Genomic DNA, 22,263 nt, shown 5'->3' with positions numbered 1-22,263 from the left:
TATATTTACTTCAAAATTAAGTTTGAATAAGAACTTTGAAGGGTTTTTAGACGAACTGACGTTTGGCTCAAAAAAAAATCCCGACTGACGTGAATCAATCGGGATTTTAAACCAAAGGTTTTTTATTTATTCAATTTTATGTTTTATGGTAAAGCCATCTTCGCTTACTTCAGCAGGCGTGTATTCTTCAACCATCAGTTCTTCATAATTTACGACTTCATTTTTTCCGAAACGTCTTCCAAGTCCGTCAAATATCGAGTAAACTACCGGAACGATGATTAACGTTAAGAACAAGGATGACAAGAGGCCTCCGATAATTACGATGGCCAAACCTTTGTTCATGTCGGCTCCGTCTCCTGTGGCGATTGCAATGGGAATCATACCGATAACCATGGCAATTGTCGTCATCAAAATCGGACGGAAACGCGCGTGGTTGGCTTGAATCAAAGCGTTAAATGTGTTTTCTCCGGCTTCTTTTCGGTGGTTGGCAAAATCGACCAACATAATTGCGTTTTTGGCGACCAGACCAATCAACATGATGATACCTAAAATGGTAAAAATATTAAGGGTTTGGTTTGTCAATGCCAAGAACAATAGCGCTCCGATGAACGATAATGGAATGGAGAACAATACGATAAATGGCGTGGCAAAGTTGTTATACAGCGCGACCATTACAAAGTAAACTAATATAATTGAGGCTAGTAATGCGATTCCTAACGTTCCAAAACCTTCTTGCTGGTTTTCCATGTTTCCGCCCCATTTGAACGAAACTCCTGGTTTTAATTCTAATTTTTCAAATTCAGCTTGCCATTCTTCCGCAATTGTTCCGGCTGGTTTTCCAACAACTTGAGCCTGTACCGATACCGAAGGCGTTTTATCCCTGCGTTCAATTAATGACGGCCCAGAACTGTATGAAATATCAGCAAATTGTACCAGACGGATTGTTTCGCCCTCTTGATTTGTGAATTTCAAGTTTTGGACGTCTTCAATATTGCCACGGCCAAATTCATCGTAACGAATATTAATGTCGTATTCTGTATCGCCAGATCGGAATTTAGTATCTGTGTTTCCAGAGAACGCCGTTTGCATGGTCATACCCACTGTTGCCACATTCAAGCCAAGCGAGTTCATTTTTTCGCGATCTACTTGAACGTTGATCTCTGGATTTCCGTCTTCAGAAGTCAATTTGATTTCGGTGGCGCCAGAGATTTTTTTCAACTGGGCTTCTGCTTTGCGGGCATATTCCAACGCGTCTTTTTGAGACGAAGCGATGACCGTCAGCATCAATGGCGCTTGTTCTGCACCCATGATTCCGATGCTTACCGTTTTGATCTTGGCGCCAATAAGCACTTTTTCCATCTCGCGTTTCAACTTTGCCGCAAATACTTTTGTCGATTCTATTTTGCGGTGTTCTTCGCTGACAAATACTTGAATTTCTGATTTGTACTTGGTGCCGCTTCCTGTAGCCATCGCTCCGTCAGAAGCTTGGCCAATAGTGGTAATCATTTTTGCTACTTCTGGCTTCTTTGCTAAAAAAGCTTCTGCTTTCTGAGTAAGAAGGTTGGTCTGTTCGATGGAAGCATCTTTTTCTAATTCAAATTGCAGGTAAAATTCTCCTTTGTCATTTCCTGGGAAGAAATCAGTACCGATATAGCCTTTTCCGACAAGCATCAGCGAAGAGAAAAACAATACAATCGTAATCAAGAGTGTGGCCAGCTTGTTCTTCCAGTTCTTTAACGCCCATTTCAAAATGCCGCTGATCCAATCGATAAGTTTATCTAATCCGGCTTCAAAACCGTGCAGAATTTTTCCGAAGAAGGAGGTTTCTTTGATGTGCTCTATTCGTCCAAATCTGGAATACAGCCAAGGAACCACTGTAAATGACACTAATAAGGACAGTAATGTGGAAATAATTACAGTAACGCAAAATTGGCGTAAAATGTCAGCCACTAATCCGGTTGACATGGCTATGGGCAAGAATACTACAACAATGACCAAAGTAATCGCGGTTACTGTAAAGCCAATTTCGGCAGCTCCATCATAAGCCGCACGTACTTTGTTTTTACCCATTTCCATATGCCTGTGGATGTTTTCGATTACAACAATCGCGTCATCGACAAGAATCCCCACAACCAATGAAAGTCCTAATAAAGACATCAGGTTCAAGGTATATCCTAAAGCTGAAAGTGCAATAAAAGTGGCAATTAATGAAAGCGGAATCGCAATCATGGTAATCGCCGCATTTCGCAAACTGTGCAAAAAGAACAGCATAATGAAACCCACCAGCATAATGGCCAGCCCAAGATCGAACATAACGTTATTCGCCGCATTGATGGTATATTGGGTGGAATCACTCGCAACATCTACTTTGATTGCTTGCTGTTTGTAATCTTTTTCGATGGTCTGGATGGTTTGGCGCACCAATTCAGAAACAGAAACGGCATTGGCATCTGACTGTTTGAAAACTTGCAGCAAGATGGTGTTTTGCTGATTTACGCGGGAAATTTTTTCGATGTCTTTAATCCCGTCTTGAACATCAGCTACATCGCTCAGACGGATCATCACGCCTTTGGGAGTTGTAATTGGCAGGTTTCTTAATTCGTCTAAAGATTTAAATTTGCCAGAAAGACGCAATGTGGTTTGATTGTCGCGTGATTTGACGCTTCCGGTAGGGAAGTCTAAGTTGGAATTGGCAATGGTCTGCTGGATTTGTGAAATTGAAAGGCCATAACCTTCTAGCTTTCCGGGATCGATACTTACTTGGATTTCACGTTCTTCACCACCAACCATGTCCACTTTTGCCACGCCGTTGATACGGGCAAAAACAGGCTGAATTTTTTGGTCAAGCAAGTCATATAGCTCTTTCTCCGTAAGCGTAGAAGTTACCGAAAGGTTCATGATCGCCACATCGTCTAAAGAGAATTTATTCAAACTTGGCGGATCAGCATCTTCAGGCAAATCGTTGATTACGGCATTGATTTTACGCTGTGCATCGGTCAATAAAAAGTTGACGTCGGCTCCTGTATTTAGCGTAATCATCACGACAGAAACACTTTCCATCGATTTTGATTCGATTTTTTTGACACTTTCTAGTGAAGCTACGGCGTCTTCGATTACTTTGGTCACCGACGTTTCCACTTCAGAGGGCGCAGCGCCAGGATAAACTGTCTGTACCGTGATTACGTTTACTTCAAATTTTGGAACCAGCTCATAGCCTAATCCCATATAAGAGAATATACCGCCCAAAGTCAGCAGCGTAAATAATACGATGACCAAACTGGGCCTTTTTATTGATATTTCAGAAATTTTCATCCGTTATAGTCTAATTAAATTATTTGATAATTTGTACGGCTGTTCCGTCAGAAAGGTTGATCTGGCCCGAAACGACAACTGGAGTTCCTTTTTCAATTCCGGTAGTGATCTCGATATAATCGCCAAAACTTCTTCCCGTAGTTACTTTTGTCAAGGTCACTTTTCCGTCTTTAATCACAAAGATTTGTCCTGAACTGATGGAGCCTACAAAAGCAGTTCTTGGCGCCACCAAAGCTTCCACTTTTTGATCGCTTCCAAAATAGGCAGTGCCATACATTCCGGCTTTCAAGTCTTTTGAGCTGTTGTTTTTAATTTCTAATTCCACTGGGAAATTCAAGCTTCCATCTGCTTTTGGAGCAATAAAAGTAATTTTTCCTTCAAATGTTTTATCGGATAAAATTTGTGCCGTTACTTTTACCGTCTGTCCTAATTTTAAGCTAGAAATGTTTTTCTCGTCCACATTTACTTTTAATTTTAAAGAAGTGACATCTACAATTTCAAATAATTCTTTGCCTGGATTTACATACAATCCTGGCTCTACATTTCGTTTGTTGATGATTCCTGAAAAAGAGGCTTTGATGTTTACGTCAGAAGCTGCTAATTGAGAAGAGCGCAGGCTGTTTTTCGCATTTTCTAATTGCAAGCGGGTTTGGTCTAATTGCTGTTTGGTCACGCCGCCCGTTTTATAAGCGCTTTCAAATCGTGAGTATTCTACTTGGGCATTTTTATACACCGCCTGTGCATTTGCTACGTTTACATTTAGTTTGTCTCCGTCTATGATCGCCAAAGTTTGTCCGGCTTTTACAAAAGCACCTTCTTCCACTAACACGCGCCTTACCAAACCGGAAGCGTCTGCCGAAAGCATTACCTCTTGCTTTGGCAGAAAGGTGCTGTTGGCTATGTATTGGGATGAGACTTCTTTTATATTTACGGTATCGGCACGAACGGCCACATCTGTATTTTTTTCTGCAACAACGGCTGTTTCTGCTTCGTTTTTGTCTTTATTGCTGGTCAGCTTGTATCCGATTAAGCCTATAACAGCTACAATTACTACTATATATATTACTTTTTTCATTTTTGATGGATTAATTTGAAAGTGTTCTTAGTTCTCCTTTTGATTTGATCAGCTGTATTTCGGCCAGTTTATAGTCCAATAAAGCGGTTGTGTAATTATTTTGAGCTTCTACATTTGAGTTTTCTGCGTCCAACAGATCAGTCAAAGGAGCCAATCCGTTGTAATAATTATTTTGGGTATTGTCTAAAACTTCTTGTGCCAGTTTCACGTTTTCCTTTTGAGAATTAATCGTGATGATGCTGTTGTTGATTTGCGTCTTGGCATTTTCATAAGCCAGATCAAGGGAAAGTTTGGTGTCAATCATATCTTCCTTAATTCTTCTGATTTCAACATCGGCTTGGCGAACTTTCGCTCTTGTTCCAAATCCTGTGAAGATCGGAACTCTTAAATTCAACCCGATTGAAGAATAATCGGTCCAGTAAACGCCGTCGGCTGGCTTTGCAAACAGAGGCATTTCGGGACCTTGGCCCAGATAATTATAGCTTCCAGAAATGGAAAGAGTCGGGTAGTACCCAGCAATGATTGATTTCTTCTGGTAAATCAAAAGCTGCTCTTGTTTTTCAAGCAAAAGATATTCGCTTCGGGTTGCGGTCAGCGGCGCTTCTGAAAGTGCTTGCGGCGTCACTTCAAATTCAGTATCCGGAATAATAATAGGAGTTTCAATCGGCATTCCCATATAAAATTTCAGCGCATTTTCTTGTAACTGCAACGCATTGATTAGCTGCTGGCGCTTGGTGTTGATATTGTATAAGTTTACGGTCATACGGTCTAGATCAATTTTTTTGGCCAAGCCATTGTCAAATTGCCCCTTGATGATGTCGCGTACTTTGGAGGTGTTTACATAATTGCTGTCCACTACCGCCAATTTTTGTCTTTGCACAAAAACTTGGTAGTAATTGTTCGCCACCCGTTCAATCACCTGTTCTTCTGTCAGCTGCTGGTTGATTTGGTAAAACTCTCTTGTTGTTTTTGCTGCTTTCAGGCCCGTAAAAACGGCTTGGTCAAAGATATTCTGCGTCAAAGAAATACCGCCGCCCGCTGTCCATTTTTGACCTAATGGCGCTAATAGGGTGGTTCCGGGCTGTCCAAAGAAATCTCCGGGCAGTGCATTTAACTGCAAGATCGGGTTGTAAGTCAAATTCCCGTTTGCAGCAATCTGGGGCAAGGCTCTCGAACGAACTTCTTCGATTTGATACTTGCTGTTTTCAACTTCCAGCTTGGCTTTCTTTGAATCTGCTTTGTTTTCCAAGGCATATTTGATGGCATCTTTCAGGGTCAACGTTTGGGCTTGCGCGTGGATGCCCTGCGAAACAAAAAGCGATGCAACAAATAAAAAAGCGGCAGCTTTCAGCTTTTGTAAGCTATTTGTGGTCTTCATTTGTTTAAATTTATAATTGATTAACATTTGTTTTTACTTGATAAATAAAGTGTCCATTATGATTTCTTTTCGGTCTGAAAGAATTTTATCATATTCAGCATCATTTAAATGCATTGTTTTTTGAAAAAGCGGACGCATCGCAATCGGGAAAGAAGTCAGCGAAATCATATTCAGAATGAATTGAATCGGATCTGTTTTTCTGATCAAACCTTCTTCCATTGCCACTTCAAATTCTTCGTAGAATTTTTTCAGCATTCGGTCCATTCCTTCTTCGTCTTTGAAAAAACATCCTTGGTTGAATTGGGTTACCAAATACATTTCCATGTAAGGATATTCTTTTGCAATTTCAAAGGTATCGTCGATAAATTCAGCGATTTTTGCTTTGAAAGGAAGCTCAGAAAAGATAATAGATTCTGTTCTTTCTTGTTCGCGAGCTTGTGCGTCGGTGAAAACTAAGTCGAATAATTTGTCTCTAGATCTAAAATAATAGTTGATCAAGGTTCTATTTACACCAGCTGCATCAGCAATCTCTTGAGTTGTTGCATTAAATTTTCCTTCTCCAAAGAATAATCTTTTGGCGGTATTTTTAATCAACTCTTCTGTCGCTTCGTCTTTTTTAGTTGTTGCCATTTTTGTTTAACTAAAATATTTAACAATTTTGTCAATGCAAAGATATGTACAAAAGTGTTTAACAAAAATGTCAAATTTATTTTTAACGATTTTTTAACAGAAACCGTTTTCGTTTGAATTATTGATAATCCTATTTGGAATGAGAGAACAATACTGTAAATTAGCGCAAAATTATTTTTATGCATTCGATCAGCGACTACCAAGAAAATTTCCTGAATTATTTAGAAAGCCAGAAAATTTCTAGAGAGCCAAAAAGTCTTTACGAACCAATTCATTACATTTTGTCTTTAGGAGGCAAACGAATTCGTCCGATTTTGACACTGATGACGGCAGAAATTTTCGACTGTGATTATAAAGAGGCATTGCCGGCCGCTTTGGCTGTTGAGGTTTTTCATAATTTTTCGCTGGTTCACGACGATATTATGGATGATGCGCCCTTGAGAAGAGGAAAAGAAACGGTTCATGAAAAATGGAGCCTAAATACCGGAATTCTTTCTGGCGATGCGATGCTGATTTTGGCGTATCAATATTTTGAAAAATACGAACCGATAATTTTTCAATCCCTTGCAAAATTATTCAGCAAAACGGCTCTTGAAGTTTGCGAAGGACAGCAGTTGGACGTTGATTTTGAAAATCGTGATGATGTCACGATCCCTGAATATTTAAAAATGATTGAATATAAAACGGCCGTTTTGGTTGCTGCTGCTATGAAAATGGGAGCAATAATTGCCGGAACCAATGAAGAAAATTGCAACGCTATTTATGATTTTGGATTAAATCTTGGAATTGCTTTCCAGTTGCAGGACGATTATTTAGATGCTTTTGGTGATCCAGAAACCTTTGGAAAACAGGTGGGCGGCGATATTATTGAAAATAAAAAAACCTACTTGTTCTTAAAAGCCTTGGAGTTTTCTTCAAAACAAGATGCCGAGCAGCTTTTAAACTTGTTCTCGATCCAGCCGATTGACAACACCGAAAAAATCAATTCAATCAAGCAGATTTTTAATGAAACGGGTGCTGCAAAAGCGACTCAAGAGGCGATAAAAGAATTTACAATGAAAGCTTTTGCCACTTTAGAAACCCTGAACATAGCGGATGAAAAGAAAGAAATCTTAAGGCTTTTCGGTGAAAATTTGATGAGCAGAAGAGTTTAATGCTTCAAAAGTTTTAAAGTGCTTTGCACAATCTTAAATCAAAAATCTTAAAATGTTCATAGCTCCAATAAATACGGATGTACTGCTGTCAGAAGCTGAAAGAGAAAATCTCTACCTAAAATTGATTGAACAGATCAACAAAGATTTTAATTCTGCCAATGAGCCGGTTGATTTTCCGATGAGCACTTCGCCTGAAGAATTGAAAGTACAGCTTCACGAAAAAATCTTCCGCTTAATTCAGTATAAATTTGCAGAGTACTTGAATCTCCTTTATATAATGGATGTTTCTGAAGCCGAAATTAAAAAACTAGACGGTTCAGATTTGGTAGTTTTATCTGAAAATGTAGCTTTCTTGATCTTAAAAAGAGAATGGCAAAAAGTTTGGTTCCGAAATAAGTTTTAAAAATAAACCCTCACAAAAGGCATCAGAGCGTCACTGTACACATTTTTGCCGCTATCGTGCAAGACATTATAGCGAACGCCAAGCGTTACATTGTTAGTTCGGTAGCCTATGCCTAAAAACAGTGCGGTATTCCAAAAATTATCATTGGGAACTCCAAATTTGTCGTCATAATCTACGTTGACGCGAAGCTGTTCTAGTTCGGCTGAAAGCTGGATTTGCGGAATTGGATTTCCTAAAACGATCAAGCTCGGCCCATACATGTAGGATTCATAGAAGTTTTTATCCTTGACATAACTTCCCTGCAAGCCTATTCCGGCTGAAATATAAGGGTTAAAATCATAAATGGCACTGGGAGCCAATGCAATATTGGTATAATTAGAACCAAAACCAACACCCAGACCGCCTCCAAAATGAACCCTGCTCCAGAAATCTTTATCTTCGAATTCTTGTGCTTTTGCGCCTCCAGAATAAGCGAATAAACTTATTACGAAAACGATTTTTGTCATGTGGTTTAAAATGCCTACTTTCATACCTTAAATTTAAGTTAAGTTTGTTACATAAAAGTATGAAAAAATTATTAGGTTGTTCTAATTGTCGTACTTTTGCAAAAATATTTCTAACATATTTAGGACATTCAATTATATTATGGATAGGTTTTCTTTTTTAAACGCGGCACATACTGAATTTTTTGCTCAATTATACGATCAATATCTTGAAAATCCGGATAGCGTCGAACCAAGTTGGAGAAGTTTCTTTCAAGGTTTTGACTTCGGAATGGAAACATATAGCGAAGAAAATCAGGCACCTGCACAGCAAATGGCAAATTACGCATCTTCAAGTACTGCAGACGTAAGCCAGATCTCAGAAAAATTACAAAAAGAATTTAATGTTTTAAAGCTTATCGAGGCTTACAGAGCGCAAGGGCACTTGTTTACCAAAACAAATCCGGTTCGCGAAAGAAGAATCTTTAGTCCAAATTTGGATTTAGAGAATTTCGGGCTTTCAAATGGGGATTTGAACACAGTTTTTGATGCTGCGAAAGCCATCAAGATTGCACCTTGTACATTAAAAGAAATTTTGGGTCATTTAGACAAAATTTACCGCGAGCACATCGGTGTTGAATACATGTACATCCGGAATCCAGAAATAAGGCAGTGGATCCAAGATAAAATTGGCTACAACGACAACCAGCCAAAATTTTCTGCAGAACAAAAGAAAAATATTTTAAATAAATTGAATGAAGCGGTTTCTTTTGAGAACTTTCTTCATACCAAATATGTCGGCCAAAAACGTTTCTCCCTGGAAGGTGGCGAAACTTTAATTCCAGCTTTAGATGCTTTGATTGAAGCAGCGGCTGAAAAAGGAGTGGAACAATTTGTAATGGGAATGGCCCACCGTGGCCGCTTGAACGTTTTGGCAAATATCTTCGGAAAAAACACGCAAGATATTTTCTCTGAATTTGACGGAAAAGATTATGATGATGATGCGCTTTTTGACGGTGACGTAAAATACCACTTAGGCTTGACTGCAGACAAAAAGACAAAATCAGGAAAAAATATCAATATCAATTTAGCGCCAAATCCATCTCACCTAGAGACTGTTGGAGCTGTAATTGAAGGAATCGCAAGAGCAAAACAAGACCGTCATTTTCCAGATGATTTTTCAAAAGTATTGCCGATCGCACTTCACGGAGACGCTGCAATCGCTGGACAAGGAATTGTTTATGAAATTGTTCAAATGGCGCAGTTGGATGGTTACAAAACAGGAGGGACAATCCACATTGTAATCAACAACCAAGTTGGTTTTACTACAAATTACCTTGACGCCCGTTCTTCAACGTATTGTACAGATATTGCAAAAGTGACTAATTCGCCCGTTTTGCACGTAAATGCGGATGATGCGGAAGCAGTCGTACACGCCATGCTTTTTGCACTGGATTACAGAATGCAATTTGGAAGCGACGTTTTTATTGACCTGTTAGGGTACAGAAAATACGGGCACAACGAAGGCGATGAGCCTCGTTTTACACAGCCAAAATTATACAAGCTAATTGCAAAACATGAGAATCCTAGAGATATCTATGCTGACAAATTGAAAGCAGAGGGAATTATCGACGGTGACTATGTGGGTAAATTAGAAAAAGAATACAAAGGACTTTTAGATGAAAATTTAGAAGCGTCCCGCAAGAAAGATTTGACAATCATCACTCCGTTTATGCAAAATGAATGGGGCGGCTACACGCAAGCTGATGCCGATGAGATGTTGCAGAAAGTAAACACCACTTTCTCAAAAGAGATCTTGACAGAAATTGCTGCAACCATCACGACGCTGCCAAGCGACAAAAAATTCATCAGCAAAATCCAAAAATTAATCAACGACAGGAAAAGAATGTTTTTCGAATCGGATAAGTTGGATTGGGCAATGGCGGAACTTTTGGCCTATGGTTCCCTTTTGACAGAAGGATTTGATGTTCGTATTTCGGGCCAAGACGTGGAAAGAGGAACATTCTCGCACCGTCACGCAGTGGTTAAAGTAGAAGATTCTGAAGAAGAAGTAATCTTATTGCAGCAATTAAAACACCAACAAGGAAAATTCAACATCTTCAATTCACTTTTATCTGAATATGGAGTCGTTGGTTTTGACTACGGATATGCTTTGGCAAGCCCAAAAACATTGACCATCTGGGAAGCGCAATTTGGAGATTTCTCTAACGGAGCCCAAATTATGCTGGACCAATATATTTCTGCGGCAGAAGACAAATGGAACAATCAAAACGGTTTGGTAATGTTATTGCCACACGGTTATGAAGGCCAAGGAGCAGAGCACTCTTCAGCAAGAATGGAAAGATATTTACAGCTTTGTGCCAACCACAATATGTTTGTGGCTGACTGTACAACGCCGGCAAACTTCTTCCACTTGTTAAGAAGACAGATGAAAACAACGTTCAGAAAACCTTTAATCGTGTTTACGCCAAAGAGTTTATTGCGCCATCCATCAGTAGTTTCTTCGGTAGATGAATTTGCAAACGGAAGCTTCCAAGAAGTTTTGGATGACCCGAATGCAAAAGCAAAAGACGTAAAAACATTGGTATTCTGTACGGGGAAATTCTACTATGATTTAGTAGCAGAAAGAGAAGCAAACGGAAGAAATGACGTAGCCTTCGTGAGAATTGAACAGCTTTTCCCATTGCCAGTGGAACAATTGAAAGCAATTATAGCTAAATATCCAAATGCTGACGATTATGTTTGGGCACAAGAAGAGCCTAAAAACATGGGAGCTTATAGTTATATGTTGATGAATTTTGATTTAATAAAATTAAGAGTCGCTTCATTAAAGGCGTACAGCGCACCAGCAGCAGGGAGTTATGCACGTTCTAAAAAACGTCACGCAGCAGCAATTGCAATGGTTTTTGACAAAAATCTTTTTAGTTAATTAGATGCTGTCAAGGCTGAAAGCCGTAATTTTGAAATAAAGAAAACAAAAAATAACACACCATAAAATTATATACAGATGATTTTAGAAATGAAAGTTCCTTCTCCAGGGGAATCAATTACCGAAGTAGAAATCGCAACTTGGTTAGTAAAAGACGGAGATTACGTAGAAAAAGATCAAGCGATTGCTGAAGTAGATTCAGACAAAGCAACCTTAGAATTGCCAGCTGAAGCCAGCGGCATTATTACGCTTAAAGCAGAAGAAGGTGATGCTGTGGCTGTTGGTCAAGTGGTTTGCCACATTGATACTGACGGAAAACCTTCAGGTGGCGCTCCGGCAAAAGAAGAAAAGAAAGAAGAAGCTCCAAAAGCGGAAGCTAAAAAGGAAGAGCCTAAAAAAGAAGAAGCAAAACCAGCTCCAGCAGCTGAAAAAAGTTATGCTTCAGGAACTCCTTCGCCAGCGGCAAGAAAAATTTTGGACGAAAAAAATATGGATGCTTCAGCAGTTTCGGGTACAGGAAAAGGCGGAAGAATCACTAAAGACGATGCTGTAAACGCTGTTCCGTCAATGGGAACTCCAACAGGAGGAAACCGTGGATCAGAAAGAACAAAATTGTCAATGCTTCGTAGAAAAGTAGCAGAACGTTTAGTTGCTGCAAAAAACGAAACAGCCATGCTGACTACGTTTAACGAAGTAAACATGACGCCAATCAACACGCTTCGTAATGAATACAAAGATGCGTTCAAGGCAAAACACAACGGAATCGGTTTGGGATACATGTCTTTCTTCACAAAAGCGGTTACAAGAGCATTGCAACTGTATCCTGATGTGAATTCAATGATGGACGGTGACCACAAATTGGCTTTTGACTTCGTAGACGTTTCTATCGCAGTTTCTGGTCCAAAAGGTTTGATGGTTCCTGTGGTTAGAAATGCAGAAAACTTGACTTTCCGCGGTATTGAAGCTGAAATCAAAAGATTGGCTATCAAAGCGCGTGACGGACAAATTACGGTTGACGACATGACTGGCGGAACGTTCACAATCACAAATGGTGGTGTTTTCGGAAGCATGCTTTCAACGCCAATCATCAATCCTCCACAATCTGGAATCTTGGGAATGCACAACATTATCCAACGTCCAATCGCGGTGAACGGTAAAGTGGAAATTCACCCAATGATGTACGTGGCTTTGTCTTACGATCACAGAATCATCGACGGACGTGAGTCAGTTGGTTTCTTGGTTGCGGTTAAAGAAGCATTAGAAAATCCAGCAGAATTATTGATGGATAACAATCCTAAAAAAGCGTTGGAACTATAGTTTTCCAACTTCTTATAAATAAAAAATCCCGTTCAATGAACGGGATTTTTTTATGCTTGTCTTTTTTATTTTAAATAAAAGTACTCTCCGTGGTAGTCAATAATTCCTTTCCCTTTCATTAAAATATCGGCACCAATGATGCCGTGGACTGGTTTTGCTTTGTATTGTTCCAAGGCGATATTCACATGTTCCATATTAAAGATGACTAATGAAAAATCATCTGTTTTCCAACGGCCAAGCTGCAATGTATTGTTTGTTGAAGTTTGGGTATCCATCCCCACAGCTCCAGCTCCAGCAGCTTTCGTGAGCGAATCTTCGGCCATTAATTTAAAATGTTCCACATCGCCAAAACCCACGCAGCTGCTGGATGCGCCGGTGTCTAAAATGAAGTTTCCTTCAATTCCATTTATTTTGGCTTTGATTACAAGGTGATGTGTTTTTGAAACCTTTAATTTTATTTTTTTATAGCCTTTGCTTTTTAGTGCGTCGAAGATTTTGTCCATTATTTTGGTATGTTGTAACTCAAAAATAGCCAATTATCTTTAAAACTGACCTACTTCAAAACATAATATTTTACTAAAGATTGTGGTGTTTAATTTTAAAAAACGCTCCTTTTTTTGATAAATTAAAATAGTAAAAAATGAGTATATTTGATTTTTAAATGTAATTAAAATAGGTTCATCAGTTGTAAATTAAAAGGTTATGAAGATAAATTCCTTACAAATAGAAATTGACGGTATAGACAAAGAAATTTTACGTGATTTGATGGAAGATGCGCGAAAGCCCATTCTTCAGATTGCAAATAAAATTGGAATTTCAGGCGCGGCGATTCACCAAAGATTGCGGAAATTAGAACAGAATGGAGTAATTTCGAGTTCCAAATTGGTGGTGAACCCGAAAGTTTTGGGTTACAGCACGATGGCTTTCGTTGGCATTTATTTAGACAAAGCGGCCCGAAATTTAGAAGCGGTCCGTGAACTAAAAAAAATTCCGGAAGTTTTAGAATGCCATTACACCACCGGAAATTGGTCTATTTTGATCAAAATTATTTGTAAAGATAACGAACATTTGATGAGTCTTTTGAATACAAAAATTCAGGCCATCGAGGGCGTATCCAGAACAGAAACCTTTATTTCTCTGGATACCCAAATTGACAGGCAGATTCAGGTTTAGTGAAATTGGATTCTCAATCAAATGACTAATTTTACCCCAAATAAAAAATGGATACCAACGTTTTAATATCAAACACCCTTTACATGCTTGGCATTATATGCATCATCTGCCTCATCGTAGGAATTTTTGTGCTGTTTGTAAAACTTAAAAAAGCAAAAAGCGAAAAGCAGGAATTTGAAGAAAAGTACAATTCTTTAGAAATCAAGGTAAACGGTTTAAAACTGGAAACTTTAGAGTCGAAACTCAATCCGCATCTTTTTAAAAACATACTGAATTCGATACAGTCCCACGCGTACCAAACCTATCACGCGCTTGACAAATTGGCCAATGTGCTGGATTATATTTTATACGAAAGCCAAAAAAAGTTTGTTTCTCCGAGCGAAGAAATTGAATTTGCATTGAATTTAATTGAAATCAACAAGATCAAGATCAGTCCGCTGTTTGAATTAAAAGTAAAAACAAAAATAAAAGAAGGCGAATTGCTCTATGAGCAGCCCATTTTGGCACCAATGATCTCAATTGATTTAATTGAAAACGCCTTTAAACATGCTGATTTAAAAAGTTCGGATGCTTTTATTTCAATTGTTTTTGAATTTAAGGAAAGCTGTTTTTACTTGACCGTCTCTAATAAAATTTCAGATCATAAAATCTTGAAAAAAGACCGTAGCGGGTTAGGTTCTGATACTTTAGAGCAACGATTGAAAATAATTTACAACAATAATTTCAAACTCGATAAATTTGTCGAAGATGATGTCTATATTGCCCACTTAAAAATTGACCTCCTTGAATACAAAGCTCAAATGCTTGCTTCTGGACGATGAATTGCCAGGACTGACGTACTTAAAAATGCTCTGCGAACAAATTCCGGAACTGGAAGTCGTGAAGGCATTTGACAATCCCGAAAAATTACTGTCAGAGATAAAAAATATTGATTTTGATCTGGTCATCACCGATATTGAAATGCCAGGAATGGACGGCTTGAGCGTAGCCAATTTGCTGAAAGATAAAATGGTCATCTTTGCCACGGCTTATAAAGAATATGCTGTGGATGCTTTTGATATTGAGGCAATTGATTACATCACAAAGCCGGTAAAAAAGGACCGTTTGCAAAAAGCAGTAACGAAAGCTTTAGAAAAAATCAATAAAAAAACTTCAACAAAAAAATTCGTGCAGTTGAATACAGACAAAGGAAAAGCGCTTTTGTTTTTTGACCAAATTGTTTATATCCAGCCTTCTGAAAGTGACAGTCGTGACAAAGAAGTTTTGATGAAAGATGGTAATTCCATTTTATTAAAGAACATCACGTTTGCAAAATTGCTTTCCCAACTTCCGAAAGCTGATTTTTGCCGAATCAACAAAAAGGATATTATTGCGATGGCATCAGTGAAATTCTTTGCTCATGATGAAATTACGACAACATTTTTAGACAAATCGGGAAAAAATGTTGTGCTTTTTTTAAGTGATATTTATCGTTCTGACTTCCTTTGTAAAATCGATATTTAGGTTTTATTACAAAATTCTACCTTCTTGTTACAAAGCCTAAAAACTATTTTACAAAATCAAATTTAAAAGATTTTCAATGCAGATATTTGCGCAAAATAACCACACCATGCGCAAACATAAAAATTCTATTTTCTATGTAGTTCTCGTTGCCTTTTTTTCGCTAGTAATTTACTGGTTCTTAAAAGAAGGAAAGCATCTGGAACACGGAAGGACCATCATAGCAAAGACTTCTGACAAATCAGATTGGGCAGAATTTGTAGATTCGATGCAGCACAGCCTGCAACATCCGCTGGCAATTTTATTGGCGCAAATCCTGACGATTATTTTAGTCGCAAGATTCTTTGGGTGGATTTGCAGAAAAATCGGGCAGCCGTCTGTGGTTGGAGAAATTATTGCAGGTATCGTTCTCGGGCCTTCTTTAGTGGGATTGTATTTTCCGGAGTTTAAAGAAGCACTTTTTCCGGTAGAATCACTTGGCAATCTGCAATTCTTGAGCCAAATCGGGCTGATACTTTTTATGTTCGTCATCGGAATGGAATTGGACTTAAAAGTACTGCGAAATAAGGCACACGATGCAGTGGTCATCAGCCATGCCAGTATTATCTTTCCGTTCACGTTAGGTATCGGCTTGGCTTATTTTATGTACGAATCCTTTGCGCCAGCAGGAGTAGAATTTTTGTCATTTGCCCTTTTTTGCGGTATCGCAATGAGCATCACGGCCTTTCCGGTTTTGGCAAGAATCGTGCAGGAAAGAGGCATCCACAAAACAAAATTAGGAAGCATCGTCATTACTTGTGCTGCAGCAGATGATATCACGGCTTGGTGTATCTTGGCGGCTGTTATCGCTATTGTAAAAGCGGGTTCTTTTGTCAGCTCTTTATATATAATTGCTTTGGCAGTGGCTTATGTTTTCTTAATGATCATGATCGTAAAACCTTTCTTGAAAAGAGTGGGCGATTTATATTCTTCTAGAAAAACATTGAGCAAACCAGTGGTTGCCATCTTCTTTTTGACTTTAATTATTTCTTCTTACGTAACAGAAGTGATCGGAATCCACGCTTTATTTGGAGCTTTTATGGCAGGCGTTATTATGCCCGAAAGTGCAAAATTCAGAAGTATTTTTATTGAAAAAGTAGAAGATATTGCATTAATTGTCTTACTGCCGCTATTTTTTGTTTTTACCGGATTAAGGACGGAAATCGGACTTTTGGACGATCCTTATTTATGGAAAATCACAGGATTTATAATTGCGGTTGCCGTCATCGGAAAGTTTTTAGGAAGTACTTTGGCAGCAAAATTTGTGGGCCAAAATTGGCGCGATTCCTTATATATCGGCGCCTTGATGAACACCAGAGGTTTGATGGAATTAATTGTCCTAAATATCGGGTATGAACTTGGGGTACTTTCTCCGATGATATTTACAATGATGGTAATTATGGCTTTAGTCACCACATTAATGACGGGTCCTGCTTTAGACTTAATAAATTATTTATTTAAGACTAATAATTCAATTATTCCAGAGTCCATTAGCGCGAAGATCAAATATAAAATTTTGCTTTCTTTTTCTGTTCACGAGCGAGGAGTAGCTTTGCTGAAAATTGCAAATAGCCTAGTGAAAAAGCAAAACGGAAATGCAATGGTTACCACGATGCATTTGTCGTCCAGCAATGAATTGCACGGTTTTGATGCCAGCCATTATGAGCAGGAAGTTTTTAAGCCGATTGTCAGTGAAGCCGAAAATTTAAATCAAAAAATAATTACCCTTTACAAAGCTTCCGTTGACGTGGATTCTGATAGTATTGAAATTGCGAATCAAGGCGAATTTGACTTGCTGTTAATTGGCTTGGGACAGTCTATTTTTGAAGGAACATTGCTAGGGAGAGTTTTGGGTTACACCACAAGAATCATCAATCCAGATCGTTTGATTGATAAATTGTCAGGAAAGGAAGGCTTGTTTGAGAATTCCCCTTTTGATGAAAGAACCCGTCATATAATTGCTTACAGTAAAATGCCGGTGGGAATTTTGATGGATAAAAATCTTGAAGAAATTGACCAGGTTTTTATGCCTTTGTTTTCTGCCGAAGACAAGTTTTTAATTGAATACGCGCAGAAATTAATTCACAATAACGGTTCGCAAATCACGGTTTTAGATCCGGCGGGCGAGATTAAAAACAATTCTGAAATTAAAGAAAGTATTCGTTCAATTGAACATATTGCGCCAAACCACATTACTATGTCAAACGAAATAACGATGACCAAAGAGTTTTTAGAAAATCACGATTTGATGATTATCAGTCTTGACAGCTGGAAGAAATTAGTCGATTCCCAAAGTATTTGGTTAAATAACACGCCATCTGTGTTAATTATTAAGCCGTAAAAGTAAAAAGTGCTATTTTTGTTACGGATTATTTGTAAAAATACGTTATTATTAATTCTAATAAACCTGCCAAACTTTTTAGTTAGGCAGGTTTTATATATTTAAAAACAATCGAAATGAATTGGATTTTACTGATTATTGCTGGGTTATTTGAAGTAGGTTTTGCATCCTGTCTAGGCAAAGCCAAAGAAACGTCTGGCACTGAATCTACCCTTTGGATGGGTGGCTTTTTTGTCTGTTTGACCATCAGTATGGCGCTTTTGTACAAAGCGACCCAGACATTGCCAATCGGAACGGCTTATGCCGTTTGGACCGGAATCGGAGCGGTAGGAACTGTTTTGGTTGGGATTTTAATCTTTAAAGAACCAGCGACTTTCTGGAGAATCTTTTTTCTTTCTACTTTGATTGCTTCCATAATCGGATTGAAATTTGTTTCAAGCCACTAAATACCTAAGTTTAAAAGTACAGTCAGCTTAACCGAAATATTGTCTTCCAATCTAGGCAATTGGTTGGGGCCATATCTGTAAAATCCCGATAACCCGATGAATTTATAAATTTGGTTTAATTCAATTCCTGATTCAAAATAACCATCGCGCAATGTTTTATAATCCAGCCCGACGTGTTGCTCTGGTTTTTCCAAATCGCCCCAGGCGGCACGAGTTACCAAAACCGCTGATGGTTTGATTCCTTTAAAAAGCATCATTCTTTTGAAGCCGTGTTTTAATTGAAACATCGCATATTTACTGGAGAAAAACTCATTAAAATACATCGTTTCAAAACTGTTTTTTCCTGAAATTGTAATGCGCTGGATGATCTTCTCCTTCGTAAGGCTGTTTGGCGAAGTATTATACAAATGCGAAATCGGAAGGTCGCCCAACGCATAGCCGGCTTCCATCAAAAAAGCAGTTTTTTGTCCGTTTAAATATTTCTTTTCATATTCTGCACGAACATCTAATTTTGAAAACTGGAAGTCATTTTCAAAAACTTTTGGAAGCGACTGCGTAAACTGAAACGTGAATTTTGGGAACCTTTTTTCAATTTCTAATCTTCCTGATGGCGTCTGCATATAATCACTGAAAGGATTCCACTGCAAGGCCACCATTGCCGTGGTCATGTCATAATTGCTGTATAGTTTTCCGCCTAGATTATACACATAATTAAATTTCGGCTCAATTCTGCTGTGTGATAATTGCCAGATACTTTCCGTTTTTGGGATGATTTTAGTTTCAATATAACCGCGCCATGTCTTGTGATTGTAAAACGTGCTCAAGTTGATGGGCCGGGGATCGTATATTTTAAAAACGCGCTTGTCAATTGCAAAAGAAGTACTTGCAATCTCTCGTACGTCATCGGTATAGCTTCCGCCCAACCAAGTGTTTGAAAAAATCCCCAATCGAACCGCTCCGCCGATGCTGTATTTTATTTCGCCGTCTTTTGTGCCGTAAGCAGTATACCCTTCCAAACGGAATTTATTCGAAAATTTTTCATTCGTAATACCACCCAAACCTAAACGAAATCCTTCGTAATTATTGTAGCTCAAAAGATAGCGAAGGCCTAAATCCACAGGTCCAATTGGAATATATCCATTTAAAATTTTTCGGCCGAGGCGCAATTTTTTTTCAATTTTTTCTTTTTCTGCAATGCTGTCCAAAGCAAAATAAGTGCGTTCGCTTCGCGCGTCAAGCGTGTCAATTCGGTATTGATTCCAAAAAGTTTCGTCTTTTTTAATCGCATCATTTTTAACTTCCAAAGCAATTGCAGGATGCCTGATTTTCAACGGAACATTATACTCTTCGTCAAAATTATAAGATTTAGAAAGTAAATACGTAAAATCAGATGCTTCTTTTTTGCGCTTTTTATTCTCGTCAAAATCACCTTCAAATTTAATGGTTCCACCTAAAATTCGAATATCATCATCATTTTTTCCTTTGACAATTTTAAACTCTTTTTGTGTAGGAAACCACATTTTTTGGTCTTGCAAATATTTGAATTCGTGCGTGGCAGAAATATCCATTACAGCGCGAATTCTCATAATAGCTTTTGCAACAGCGAAATTCTCTTGGTCGATATAAAGAACGCCTTCAAGGCCATAGGTTTTGCTCTTTTTTCTGGGCTTGAAATAAACCATAAAAGCACTTCTATTATCAATTGTGACAGTGTCTAATAATTTAAATCGATAATCTGAAAAAGCATCTGGAGCAATCGGGCTATGGTATTTGGTTTCAAAAAGTTCGTATTTCAAATCATAAACCGAGAAAGACTGCAGATTAAAAGCAATAATTTCATAAATCGGATTCTTCAATCCCGCCATTCTGGTACCCAAAATGGTTTCCTTCAGTCGCTTGTCGGTAAACTGAAATTGCGACACTTTTTCAGTTTGGAATAAATGCTGTCTGTCAATAATTTTCTTGAAATTATAATTAGAAGAATCGATTTCTTTGAAAACGCGCCCTGAATATTTTTCGACAAAAACGGAGTCAATCCGTCCATCAATCGAATCAGGATTTGCAGTTACTACGAGCTTATTATACGTCTTAAATTGAAAACTTTTTAGCTTTTGTTGTGGGTCGTTATTTTTTTTATTCTGTATGGTTTTCATGATAATTTCATTCGCCGGATTTTCTTGGGACGCAATTAAAACTTCGTCGATCCTTTCTGATTTTGGCGAAAGCGCTATTTCAAAATAATTTTTTGTGCCTCTTGAAATATTATTTTTAGGTCGGTATCCAATGTAAGATGCTGAAAATAAATGGACTTCGCTTTTAGTAAATAAAATAAATTTCCCGTCAACATCAGTAATGGTAGAATTGTGTGCGGAAGAAATTGTAGCAAACGGAAGTGGCTTTTTGGTGTTTTCATCTCTTACAATTCCAGAAATTTGAAATTGCGCTTGCAAAGCAACCGAGAAAAAAAGCATCAGAAAAGTGAGAAATCTCATCAAAGGGAATTTGATTATAAGACGATTAAAGCCCAGATTTGTTACAACTGCAAATGTACTCTACTTTAACAAAAAAAATCCACTGTTTAAGTGGATTTTATGAGTTTATATAAAAGCTTAGACTTTCATAATTTCAGCTTCTTTATTCGCTAAAAGTTCGTCAATTTTTTTAATGTAAGCATTTGTCAAGTTTTGGACTTCGTCTTCTGCACTTTTGCAGATATCTTCTGAAGTTCCTTCTTTTTCTAATTTTTTAATCTCAGAATTTGAGTCTTTACGAACATTTCTTACGCCAATTTTTGCGTCTTCAGCTTCCGCTTTTGCTTGTTTTGCCAAATCACGACGGCGCTCTTCTGTCAAAGGCGGTACGCTGATGATGATGAGGTCACCATTGTTCATTGGGTTAAACCCCAGGTTTGCAATTTGGATCGCTTTTTCAATCGGCTGGATCATGTTTTTCTCAAAAGGCTGTATTGTGATCGTTCTCGCATCAGGAACGCTTAATTTTGAGACTTGAGATAAAGAAGTTTGCGAACCATAATAGTCCACAAAAACACTTCCCAACATCGCAGGACTCGCTTTTCCTGCGCGGATATTTAAAAATTCTTTTTCAAGGTGAGCAATAGAACCTTCCATAGATTCTTTTGTGCTGTCTAATATAAAATCAATTTCTTCAGTCATCTTTTAGATTATTAGATTGTTCAAGAGCTGGATTTTTCGAATTATCTATAAATCGAATTATCCAACTATCTTAAATTATACATTAACTACAGTTCCAATATTTTGTCCTTCGCAGATTTTTAGAAGGTTTCCTTTTTTATTCATATCAAAAACCACGATTGGCAATTCATTTTCTTGGCTTAAAGTAAAAGCGGTGGTGTCCATTACATTCAATCCTTTTTTCAAAACGTCTTCAAAAGAAATCGTGTCGAATTTTACAGCATCCGCATTTTTTTCTGGGTCAGAAGTGTAAACGCCATCAACGCGGGTTCCTTTTAAAATGACATCAGCATTGACTTCAACACCTCTTAAAACCGCTGCGGTATCTGTTGTAAAATACGGATTTCCGGTTCCAGCACCAAAAATAACAATTCTTCCTTTTTCAAGGTGGCGAACGGCCCTTCTTTTGATATACGGCTCTGCTATCGCCTCGATTTTCAACGCCGTTTGCAAACGTGTCAACATGCCTTTTTCTTCAAGAGCTCCTTGAAGCGCCATTCCGTTGATAACCGTTGCCAGCATGCCCATATAATCGCCTTGAACGCGATCCATTCCGTTGCTTGCTCCGGCTACGCCACGAAAAATATTTCCTCCTCCAATTACAATCGCGATTTCCACGCCTTTGTCGTGGATTTCTTTAATTTCTTCTGCATATTCAGCCAATCTTGCTGGGTCAATTCCATATTGTCTGTCGCCCATCAAGGCTTCTCCGCTTAATTTCAGAAGGATTCTTTTATATTTCATAGCTGTGTTTTAGTTTACTTTCGGCATTATTTCTTTACCAAAAGTTGTGCAAATATAGTCATTATCTAATTTTTTGTAATATGTTGCTCAAAAAAAAGTATTTCCGT

18 protein-coding genes are annotated in these 22,263 nt (G+C 38.2%); 9 read left to right on the top strand and 9 right to left on the bottom strand.

What is annotated here, in order from left to right; all coding sequences use genetic code 11:
- Nucleotides 1–126 precede the first annotated feature (126 nt).
- Genes EG849_RS03320 through EG849_RS03305 form a run of 4 tightly spaced genes read right to left on the bottom strand, consistent with a single transcriptional unit; the run spans nt 127 to nt 6,395 of the window.
- Entirely contained in the window at nt 127–3,312 is a 3,186-nt protein-coding gene (locus tag EG849_RS03320) for an efflux RND transporter permease subunit (protein WP_125011657.1), read from the bottom strand.
- A gap of 19 nt (nt 3,313–3,331) precedes the next feature.
- Nucleotides 3,332–4,387: an efflux RND transporter periplasmic adaptor subunit gene (locus tag EG849_RS03315; protein ID WP_125011656.1), complete on the bottom strand. Its 1,056-nt coding sequence runs from the start codon at nt 4,385–4,387 to the stop codon at nt 3,332–3,334.
- A gap of 10 nt (nt 4,388–4,397) precedes the next feature.
- Nucleotides 4,398–5,765: a TolC family protein gene (locus EG849_RS03310; RefSeq protein WP_125011655.1), complete on the bottom strand. Its 1,368-nt coding sequence runs from the start codon at nt 5,763–5,765 to the stop codon at nt 4,398–4,400.
- A 33-nt stretch (nt 5,766–5,798) separates the two neighbouring features.
- On the bottom strand, nt 5,799–6,395 hold the full coding sequence (locus EG849_RS03305; RefSeq protein WP_125011654.1) for a TetR/AcrR family transcriptional regulator: 597 nt from the start codon (nt 6,393–6,395) through the stop codon (nt 5,799–5,801).
- A gap of 179 nt (nt 6,396–6,574) precedes the next feature.
- On the opposite strand from EG849_RS03305, the gene EG849_RS03300 reads away from it, so the two are divergent.
- Both EG849_RS03300 and EG849_RS03295 read left to right on the top strand, forming a co-directional pair.
- Nucleotides 6,575–7,549, top strand: coding sequence for a polyprenyl synthetase family protein (locus EG849_RS03300; RefSeq protein ID WP_125011653.1), 975 nt, complete (start codon nt 6,575–6,577; stop codon nt 7,547–7,549).
- Nucleotides 7,550–7,601: 52 nt separating this feature from the next.
- Nucleotides 7,602–7,952 (top strand): hypothetical protein, encoded by a 351-nt coding sequence (locus tag EG849_RS03295; protein WP_125011652.1) that lies wholly within the window; start codon nt 7,602–7,604, stop codon nt 7,950–7,952.
- Here EG849_RS03295 and EG849_RS03290 read toward each other — a convergent pair.
- Nucleotides 7,949–8,482: a hypothetical protein gene (locus EG849_RS03290; RefSeq protein ID WP_125011651.1), complete on the bottom strand. Its 534-nt coding sequence runs from the start codon at nt 8,480–8,482 to the stop codon at nt 7,949–7,951. The two genes, EG849_RS03295 and EG849_RS03290, sit on opposite strands and share 4 nt — an antisense overlap.
- A gap of 115 nt (nt 8,483–8,597) precedes the next feature.
- Here EG849_RS03290 and EG849_RS03285 point away from each other — a divergent pair, with 115 nt between their 5' ends.
- Nucleotides 8,598–11,384, top strand: a complete 2,787-nt coding sequence (locus EG849_RS03285) for a 2-oxoglutarate dehydrogenase E1 component (RefSeq protein WP_125011650.1) — start codon at nt 8,598–8,600, stop codon at nt 11,382–11,384.
- A gap of 78 nt (nt 11,385–11,462) precedes the next feature.
- Nucleotides 11,463–12,701: a 2-oxoglutarate dehydrogenase complex dihydrolipoyllysine-residue succinyltransferase gene (odhB, locus tag EG849_RS03280; RefSeq protein WP_125011649.1), complete on the top strand. Its 1,239-nt coding sequence runs from the start codon at nt 11,463–11,465 to the stop codon at nt 12,699–12,701.
- Between the two features lie 65 nt (nt 12,702–12,766).
- Here odhB and EG849_RS03275 read toward each other — a convergent pair whose 3' ends face one another.
- On the bottom strand, nt 12,767–13,204 hold the full coding sequence (locus EG849_RS03275; RefSeq protein WP_125011648.1) for a retropepsin-like aspartic protease: 438 nt from the start codon (nt 13,202–13,204) through the stop codon (nt 12,767–12,769).
- A 199-nt stretch (nt 13,205–13,403) separates the two neighbouring features.
- On the opposite strand from EG849_RS03275, the gene EG849_RS03270 reads away from it, so the two are divergent.
- From EG849_RS03270 to EG849_RS03250, 5 genes are all read left to right on the top strand, one after another.
- Nucleotides 13,404–13,874: an Lrp/AsnC family transcriptional regulator gene (locus EG849_RS03270; protein WP_125011647.1), complete on the top strand. Its 471-nt coding sequence runs from the start codon at nt 13,404–13,406 to the stop codon at nt 13,872–13,874.
- A gap of 47 nt (nt 13,875–13,921) precedes the next feature.
- A complete protein-coding gene (locus tag EG849_RS03265; protein WP_233581743.1) occupies nt 13,922–14,695 on the top strand; it encodes a sensor histidine kinase in 774 nt (257 codons plus the stop codon).
- The gene (locus EG849_RS03260) at nt 14,658–15,377 is read left to right on the top strand and encodes a LytR/AlgR family response regulator transcription factor (protein ID WP_125011646.1); all 720 of its coding nucleotides are present in this window, start codon (nt 14,658–14,660) and stop codon (nt 15,375–15,377) included. Before EG849_RS03265 ends, EG849_RS03260 begins: the two co-directional genes overlap by 38 nt.
- 106 nt (nt 15,378–15,483) lie before the next feature.
- On the top strand, nt 15,484–17,754 hold the full coding sequence (locus tag EG849_RS03255) for a cation:proton antiporter (RefSeq protein ID WP_125011668.1): 2,271 nt from the start codon (nt 15,484–15,486) through the stop codon (nt 17,752–17,754).
- Between the two features lie 116 nt (nt 17,755–17,870).
- A complete protein-coding gene (locus EG849_RS03250) occupies nt 17,871–18,200 on the top strand; it encodes a DMT family transporter (RefSeq protein WP_125011645.1) in 330 nt (109 codons plus the stop codon).
- Here the strand turns inward: EG849_RS03250 and EG849_RS03245 are convergent.
- The 3 genes from EG849_RS03245 to pyrH form a co-directional block, all read right to left on the bottom strand.
- Nucleotides 18,197–20,692: a DUF5686 family protein gene (locus tag EG849_RS03245; RefSeq protein ID WP_125011644.1), complete on the bottom strand. Its 2,496-nt coding sequence runs from the start codon at nt 20,690–20,692 to the stop codon at nt 18,197–18,199. The genes EG849_RS03250 and EG849_RS03245 overlap by 4 nt on opposite strands.
- A 117-nt stretch (nt 20,693–20,809) precedes the next feature.
- A complete protein-coding gene (gene frr, locus EG849_RS03240) occupies nt 20,810–21,373 on the bottom strand; it encodes a ribosome recycling factor (protein WP_125011643.1) in 564 nt (187 codons plus the stop codon).
- 75 nt (nt 21,374–21,448) lie between these two features.
- The gene (gene pyrH / locus EG849_RS03235; protein WP_125011642.1) at nt 21,449–22,156 is read right to left on the bottom strand and encodes a UMP kinase; all 708 of its coding nucleotides are present in this window, start codon (nt 22,154–22,156) and stop codon (nt 21,449–21,451) included.
- Nucleotides 22,157–22,263: the final 107 nt, after the last annotated feature.

This window comes from Flavobacterium macacae, from assembly GCF_003865365.1.
Taxonomy (GTDB): Bacteria; Bacteroidota; Bacteroidia; order Flavobacteriales; family Flavobacteriaceae; genus Flavobacterium; species Flavobacterium macacae.
Note: the sequence above shows the minus strand (reverse complement) of the source record. Positions and strands in the feature narration are given on the sequence as shown.

Excerpts from the sequence above, each read along its gene's own strand:
- EG849_RS03320 (WP_125011657.1), bottom strand. The coding sequence starts at position 3,312 with ATGAAAATTTCTGAAATATCAATAAAAAGGCCCAGTTTGGTCATCGTA.
- EG849_RS03315 (WP_125011656.1), bottom strand. The coding sequence starts at position 4,387 with ATGAAAAAAGTAATATATATAGTAGTAATTGTAGCTGTTATAGGCTTA.
- EG849_RS03310 (WP_125011655.1), bottom strand. The coding sequence starts at position 5,765 with ATGAAGACCACAAATAGCTTACAAAAGCTGAAAGCTGCCGCTTTTTTA.
- EG849_RS03305 (WP_125011654.1), bottom strand. The coding sequence starts at position 6,395 with ATGGCAACAACTAAAAAAGACGAAGCGACAGAAGAGTTGATTAAAAAT.
- EG849_RS03300 (WP_125011653.1), top strand. The coding sequence starts at position 6,575 with ATGCATTCGATCAGCGACTACCAAGAAAATTTCCTGAATTATTTAGAA.
- EG849_RS03295 (WP_125011652.1), top strand. The coding sequence starts at position 7,602 with ATGTTCATAGCTCCAATAAATACGGATGTACTGCTGTCAGAAGCTGAA.
- EG849_RS03290 (WP_125011651.1), bottom strand. The coding sequence starts at position 8,482 with ATGAAAGTAGGCATTTTAAACCACATGACAAAAATCGTTTTCGTAATA.
- EG849_RS03285 (WP_125011650.1), top strand. The coding sequence starts at position 8,598 with ATGGATAGGTTTTCTTTTTTAAACGCGGCACATACTGAATTTTTTGCT.
- odhB (WP_125011649.1), top strand. The coding sequence starts at position 11,463 with ATGATTTTAGAAATGAAAGTTCCTTCTCCAGGGGAATCAATTACCGAA.
- EG849_RS03275 (WP_125011648.1), bottom strand. The coding sequence starts at position 13,204 with ATGGACAAAATCTTCGACGCACTAAAAAGCAAAGGCTATAAAAAAATA.
- EG849_RS03270 (WP_125011647.1), top strand. The coding sequence starts at position 13,404 with ATGAAGATAAATTCCTTACAAATAGAAATTGACGGTATAGACAAAGAA.
- EG849_RS03265 (WP_233581743.1), top strand. The coding sequence starts at position 13,922 with ATGGATACCAACGTTTTAATATCAAACACCCTTTACATGCTTGGCATT.
- EG849_RS03255 (WP_125011668.1), top strand. The coding sequence starts at position 15,484 with ATGCGCAAACATAAAAATTCTATTTTCTATGTAGTTCTCGTTGCCTTT.
- EG849_RS03250 (WP_125011645.1), top strand. The coding sequence starts at position 17,871 with ATGAATTGGATTTTACTGATTATTGCTGGGTTATTTGAAGTAGGTTTT.
- EG849_RS03245 (WP_125011644.1), bottom strand. The coding sequence starts at position 20,692 with ATGAGATTTCTCACTTTTCTGATGCTTTTTTTCTCGGTTGCTTTGCAA.
- frr (WP_125011643.1), bottom strand. The coding sequence starts at position 21,373 with ATGACTGAAGAAATTGATTTTATATTAGACAGCACAAAAGAATCTATG.
- pyrH (WP_125011642.1), bottom strand. The coding sequence starts at position 22,156 with ATGAAATATAAAAGAATCCTTCTGAAATTAAGCGGAGAAGCCTTGATG.